The 6,175-nt window shown below is 33.7% G+C and carries 7 protein-coding genes; 4 read left to right on the top strand and 3 right to left on the bottom strand.

The genetic code is table 11. The features are described 5' to 3' along the window. Window positions 1-509: 509 nt before the first annotated feature. The 3 genes from B5E87_RS15315 (at window position 510) to B5E87_RS12565 (ending at window position 2,756) form a co-directional block, all read left to right on the top strand. Window positions 510-1,595: a reverse transcriptase/maturase family protein gene (locus B5E87_RS15315; protein WP_087305636.1), complete on the top strand. Its 1,086-nt coding sequence runs from the start codon at window positions 510-512 to the stop codon at window positions 1,593-1,595. Next, complete coding sequence (locus B5E87_RS15310) at window positions 1,564-2,250, top strand: group II intron reverse transcriptase/maturase (protein ID WP_255374778.1); 687 nt, start codon at window positions 1,564-1,566, stop codon at window positions 2,248-2,250. The genes B5E87_RS15315 and B5E87_RS15310 overlap by 32 nt, the downstream gene beginning before the upstream one ends. Window positions 2,251-2,456: 206 nt before the next feature. Then, window positions 2,457-2,756 (top strand): PTS sugar transporter subunit IIB, encoded by a 300-nt coding sequence (locus B5E87_RS12565; RefSeq protein ID WP_087245342.1) that lies wholly within the window; start codon window positions 2,457-2,459, stop codon window positions 2,754-2,756. Here B5E87_RS12565 and B5E87_RS12560 read toward each other — a convergent pair. The 3 genes from B5E87_RS12560 to B5E87_RS12550 all read right to left on the bottom strand — a co-directional run bounded on the left by B5E87_RS12560 (window position 2,751) and on the right by B5E87_RS12550 (window position 5,218). After that, entirely contained in the window at window positions 2,751-3,746 is a 996-nt protein-coding gene (locus tag B5E87_RS12560; protein ID WP_087245340.1) for a Gfo/Idh/MocA family protein, read from the bottom strand. The two genes, B5E87_RS12565 and B5E87_RS12560, sit on opposite strands and share 6 nt — an antisense overlap. A gap of 3 nt (window positions 3,747-3,749) precedes the next feature. Continuing rightward, on the bottom strand, window positions 3,750-4,481 hold the full coding sequence (locus B5E87_RS12555) for a class I SAM-dependent methyltransferase (protein WP_087245338.1): 732 nt from the start codon (window positions 4,479-4,481) through the stop codon (window positions 3,750-3,752). A 95-nt stretch (window positions 4,482-4,576) separates the two neighbouring features. Further along, a complete protein-coding gene (locus B5E87_RS12550) occupies window positions 4,577-5,218 on the bottom strand; it encodes a CatB-related O-acetyltransferase (protein ID WP_087245336.1) in 642 nt (213 codons plus the stop codon). Between the two features lie 352 nt (window positions 5,219-5,570). Between B5E87_RS12550 and B5E87_RS12545 the strand changes: the two genes are divergently transcribed. Continuing rightward, a complete protein-coding gene (locus B5E87_RS12545) occupies window positions 5,571-6,173 on the top strand; it encodes a PTS sugar transporter subunit IIB (protein ID WP_158095614.1) in 603 nt (200 codons plus the stop codon). Window positions 6,174-6,175: the final 2 nt, after the last annotated feature.

Here is a 6,175-nt window from a genome sequence, read left to right as displayed (position 1 = left end):
GTGCGCACGTTCTTGCGCTTAATATATATTTCTTTTGAAATCATCGCTCCTGCAATGCGATGTAAAGCAACCGACTTACCTCGCGGGGATAACCCAACGGGGACCAAAGCATGTCGGTAAAGCCAAGATTAGTTCTCTATGAACGAGTAGCTTGGCAAGCTAGGCCATATATGGTAAAGCTTCTAGAGTTGAATCCAAGTCTTGTGGTTCTAGGAAGACATTCAGGTAACCACTCCTGTCTCTAAACTGTATATTCAATATAGGAAAGGTTGAATATAAGCAGGCTGTTTAGCACAGCTGACATCGTCAGCCCAAAAGACCAATTGGATACCTAAGTATGGAGTGACTATATTAAGTGTTACCGTGATATACCCTAGTGCTCTGGTTTTCTTTATTCAAACCATCACGGGTAGAGAGTCTCTACAGTAGCCCAACGATTTTCTGTAATGGATAATACATGGTGAAAGGAGACAGTTTCTAATTTCTATTTTTGAAAGGAGTTGACCCGAATGAGTCACCAAAAACTTTTAACGAAACTAGAAGGTTTTCGTGCCCGTAACAGTATAAATCACTGTTACATCAATAAAGATGTCTATCGTCTTTTATATGATAGAGACTTCTACTACATTGCCTATAACAGTATCAAATCCAATGATGGTGCTGAAACTGCTGGCAGTGACGGAACTTCTCTTCATGGATTCTGCGAAGAATGGATTGATGATTTGATTTCATCCTTTAGGGATGAAAGCTATCAGCCACAACCGAACAGAATCACTTACATTCCCAAGAAAAACGGAAAGATGCGTAAACTTAGTTTCCCTAATGGTAAAGATAAGTTAGTTCAAGAATGTATTCGTATCATACTTGAATGTATCTATGAACCTACATTCTCAAATCTTTCTCATGGCTTTCGTCCCAATCGCAGTGTGCACAGTGCATTGGCTCAAGTGGAAACCTGGCGTTCTACTGTTTGGTTTATTGAGGGCGATATCTCTGCATGTTTCGACGAAATTGACCATCGTATCCTAGAGTCTATTCTTCGTGAAAGGATTGATGATGAACGTTTTATCCGTCTCATCAATAAACTACTGAAAGCTGGTTACTTCGATATGGAGCATAACTTCCAGACAACGAAACGAGGTAACGCTCAGGGCTCTTGTGCAAGTCCAATACTAGCGAATATCTATCTAGATAAACTGGACAGATTCATGGAGAATATCATTCAAAGAGATACAAAAGGTAAATATCGTAAACAAAATCCAAAATATGCCAAACTGAGATATCAACTTAACAAAGCGATATCAGTGCATGATATCAAGGAAATCAAAAGACTAAGGAAAGAACTGAAAGCAACTTCATCAGTTGATGTTTTTGACCCTAACTTTCGTAGAGTACATTACGTACGCTATGCAGATGATTTTCTAGTAGGAACTATTTCTTCAAAAGCATATGCCGAACAACTTAAACAAGAAATCAAACACTTTCTTGAAAGTGAACTTCATCTAAGACTTAGCGAAGAAAAGACACTGATTACACACGCAAAAAACGAAAAAGCACATTTTCTTGGTTATCTCATCAACAGGAGATTTCCCTAACATTGACATCCTCATTGACAATCAAAAACTCATACACAAACTACGCGACAATGGAATGTGCAATGCCTTTGGATATCCTGCTTCCATAAAGAGATTATTATGCAAGCCTACTGAAGACATCATTACCTATGGTAATCAGGTTCTTAGAGGTCTAGTCAATAATAATCAAGGGTGTAGAAATTACTATGATATGCATAGAATCCAATATATCATCCAATATTCCATTGCTTATACGATTGCACGTAAATGTGATATCTCATTAAAGAAAGTCTTTAAAAAATATCACTCACAATTGATTTATTCATATACGAATGACAAAGGCAAAGACAAAACAATAAAATTAGCTTTGCACTCTTCATTCAAACGAGATAAGACATTCTTCTCACAGTGGCTTAGTAAAATCAAGCAAGATGTGGAATACAGATATAGAGATACGAATCCTCTCAAAAGAAACTGTTACATATGTGGCAATCCACAACATCATGTCATGTTTCATAGAAGAAGGATAAGTTCACTGCATATGCCTTATTCTCATATCATTAAAGAAATGATAAGAATAAACCGTAGGCAGATATGTTTGTGTAGAGAATGTTTTATAAAGGTCAGTCAGAACCTGTTAGAATACAATCAAATCGCAAAACGAAAACTCACTTAGAAATGGAGAGCCGTATGCATTGAAAGGTGCCCGTACGGTTCGGGAAGGGGCGAGGTCTTCTAGACTTCGCCTATTTCATACTTATATTGAACACTATGGAGTCACTCTACAGTCAAGAGTTTTTTTGATTTGATTGAAGTTTTTTCACTTTTTATAACAATATGATAAAATAGAATTATAAAGAAACATAGAAAGGAGAAAAACTTATGAAAATTTTATTATGTTGTAAAGCAGGTGTGACTTCTAATATGTTTGCCTCTGCCTTAAAAGATGAAGCTTCTAAAAAAGATATGGAAGTTATCATTTGGGCAACTGCAGAAACAATGATTGAATATTCTATTGAACAAGCAGATTTGATACTTGTTACACCACAGCTAAAAAGCTCCGTATCTAAATTTGAGGATCTTGCCAAAGCTGGAACTCCTGTTATTTTGATCAGTGATGAAGATTTTGTTCAATTCAATGCAAAGAAAGTTTTAGAAGAAGCACTTGCCAGTCTTTCATAATGATGACACTTGATCAGCTGGAAAAAGAATTCCAGCTTTTCTTCTGGCTATAGTTTGAACTTTACAAACTGTTAAGCTATGTTTCAACATCTCATAACATCTTTGATAATCTTGATTTTGATACATATCTACAAATGCTTGCATTTCAGCATACATAACATGTTGATGTTGATGATCTGTTTGTATGCTTGTTCCATCATGATTAACCCATTCAACTGTCTTGATAAAACTTGATGGTGTATCCACATAAAAATATCCTTTTTCTCCTTGAATGGTATTAAATGAAGGCGATTGACAATCTTTCGCTCCTATACATACACATTGAAAATGTGGATATTGTAAGACAAGAACACCCGATGTATCAATATGATGTTCAATACAAGGATAATAATGGATATCCTGTGGTTCACCAAATAATCCCACAACAAAATGAATATTATAAATATTGATATCCATCAATGCACCACCTGATTTGGTATAATCAAATACCGGCAAAATATCTCCATCAAGAAATTTTTGATAGCGTGATGAGTACTGACAGAAATGACATTGTACAATCTTGATATCTCCTATTTCATGAAGATGATCTTTTATATATTGATAATGAGGTAAATATTGATTTGTAATAGCTTCCCATAAAAACAAATGGTTTTCCATGGCGATTTTTTGAAGAGATAATGCTTCCTGATAAGTCGATGTCATTGGTTTTTCTATAATAACATGTTTATGATGTTGCAAAGCCTTTCTAGCAAATTCAAAATGCAAATGATTGGGTAATGCGATATAGATAGTATCGACATGGCGATCATTTAATAATTGTTCATAATTTGTAGAATAACGTTCAAAACCATATTGTTCTACAATCTGTTTTAGCTTTTCCTCACTTCTTTGAGTTCCTGAAATATGAATGAGCTGAATATCTTTGATTTCATGAATAAAGGAAAGAAATTCACCCACAATCATACCACTTCCTACAATTCCTAGTTTCATTATTTACACCTTTTGTACCGCAATCAGCAACATCATAGGTCTACGCATTTCATCTTTCATACCATCCATATTCATCATTTCTAAAGGTGGTTGAGGTTCAACAACATGTTGAATCATGAAGCCATGTTTCATGAGCGTTTCAAGATATGTCGTCAAAGTACGATGATATTTCACCACTTTTTCTTGTAAAAAGACGGCTTCACGTTGTCCTTCATAAAAATAACGATCAACTGGAAAATGTAAAATATTCCCATTTTCATCGTAATACCAATCCTGATTTCCATAAGATGTGAAAACAGGATGCTCGACTGAAAACACAAAATTTCCACCCTTTGTTAACCAATTGGCAATATGTTGAACCAATTGTTCATAATCTTTGACATAATGTAATGCCAATGAACTGAAAACCACATCAAAACTATCAGGTTCTAATGTTAAATCTTCCATAGCGATTTGACGATATTCTATTTGAGGATGTGCATGCTTTTGTTTGGCCGTTTCTAGCATACGTTTAGAAATATCAACACCCAAAACATATTGTGCATGATGTTCCATCGCATATTGACAATGCCACCCATATCCACAGCCTAAATCTAAGACTCTTTTTCCTTGAAAATCTGGCAGTAACTTTTCAAATTCATGCCACTCACCAGCTCCTTGAAGTCCGTAAATAGAACGATACATTTGACTATATTTTTCAAAAAAGACTTCATCATCATATTTATTCTCTTTCATAAATAACCTTCTTTCCCTTTTATCTTAGCATATCCATGAAAAAAAGCATATGTTTTTCACATACGCTTAATGACTTATCTTCTTACCATATCTTTTTAAAATGATTGAATCTGCTTCTTAACTTCCTCTAAGTCTGGATTGCATAAAATCGGCAAAGCATCTACTAATTGTTCTGGAGTGAGATCCCACCATTTCCACTGTAATAAAAGTTCAATCAATTCATCATCAAATCTTTTTCTAATGAATCGCGCAGGATTACCACCAACAATAGTATAAGGCTCGACATCTTTTGTCACAACACTATGTGCTCCAATCATAGCGCCATCGCCAATATGTACGCCTGGCATAATGACATAATGTCGCCCAAACCAGACATCATTGCCAATGACTGTATCTCCTTTAAATGGTGACTGGGGTAAATGATCAGGAACTCGTTTTGCCCATTCACCACCCATCACAGCAAATGGATATGTCGACACACTATTGATACGATGATTGGCTGAACCCATAATAAATTGTGTTCCAGAAGCAATCGAACAAAATTTCCCAATAATCAGATGATCGCCAAATTCAGGATAATTAAATAAAATATTATTTTTTTCAAAATGAATCGCATCTTCATCATCATAGTAAGTATATTCACCAATTTCAACATGACTTGCTTTCACAACATTTTTAATAAAACAAGATGTTAAATATTCATTCGCAAATAAAGCTTTTGGATTAGGTATTTTCATTCATTATTCACTCCTTATATTCTATTTTTTATAACCACACCCTTTCTTTCTCTATGAACCACTGCTATCGCCTTCTTTAAACGTAATTCTTTCATGATGAAACTCTTTTTTATGATTTTTATATATATAGGTTATTATAAAACCATTCATTCTTCACTACAAATTCTTTAAATCTTTTAGAAATAAACAAAGATTATCAAAGCGAAATAAACTTTGAAAAATAATTTTCATAATCAAAAGTATAATGATTCTTTTTTATGAAAAAAATATTTCTTTTCAATATCAAGTTATACCATCTCTTCTTTTTTTATCTATAATCATAAGTGATGATAGATATAGTGAGGTGAGCAAGATGGATCAATTTTTATCTGAATGTCAATATGAAATCCTTTATCAGTGGTTAAAACATCATTTACCTAACGGTTTTATAGATTCAAAGAATGAATGGGCCCATTCTTTAACCACGTCATATAAACAATATCATATTGAAGTTTCTTTCTATGATAATGGTGTCATTGAAGAAACAATCAATGATACAAGTAATGGGGATGTTGTATACTATATACATTTCTTATTCTTAAATTTTAATCAGAGCGTTAAAATTTTAAAAGACTTTCTTATATATCTCAAATCTCTGACAATTCAAAAAAAGAACATCCTTATTTGTTGTAGTTGTGGTTTAACATCTTCTTTATTTGCTGAAAAGTTAGAAGAAAATTTTAAAAAGCAACATATGAATGTGCATATTGAAGCATGTGATATTCACACCTTGGCAAATAAATCATCAAATTATGAACTTGTTTTATTAACACCTCAAGTTCATTATTACAAACCACAATTATTACAATTGATCGACAAACCTATTATTACAATTCCGACCACAGATTATGCCTGTCATAATTACAACCACATTATATCTATCATAGATTCCTATTTATTGAAGGAGGACATATAACA

The organism is Massilimicrobiota sp. An142 (assembly GCF_002160725.1).
GTDB lineage: Bacteria > Bacillota_I > Bacilli_A > Erysipelotrichales > Coprobacillaceae > Allocoprobacillus > Allocoprobacillus merdigallinarum.
The sequence above is the reverse complement of the archived record's forward strand: the minus strand, read 5'-3'. Positions and strand labels throughout refer to the sequence as shown.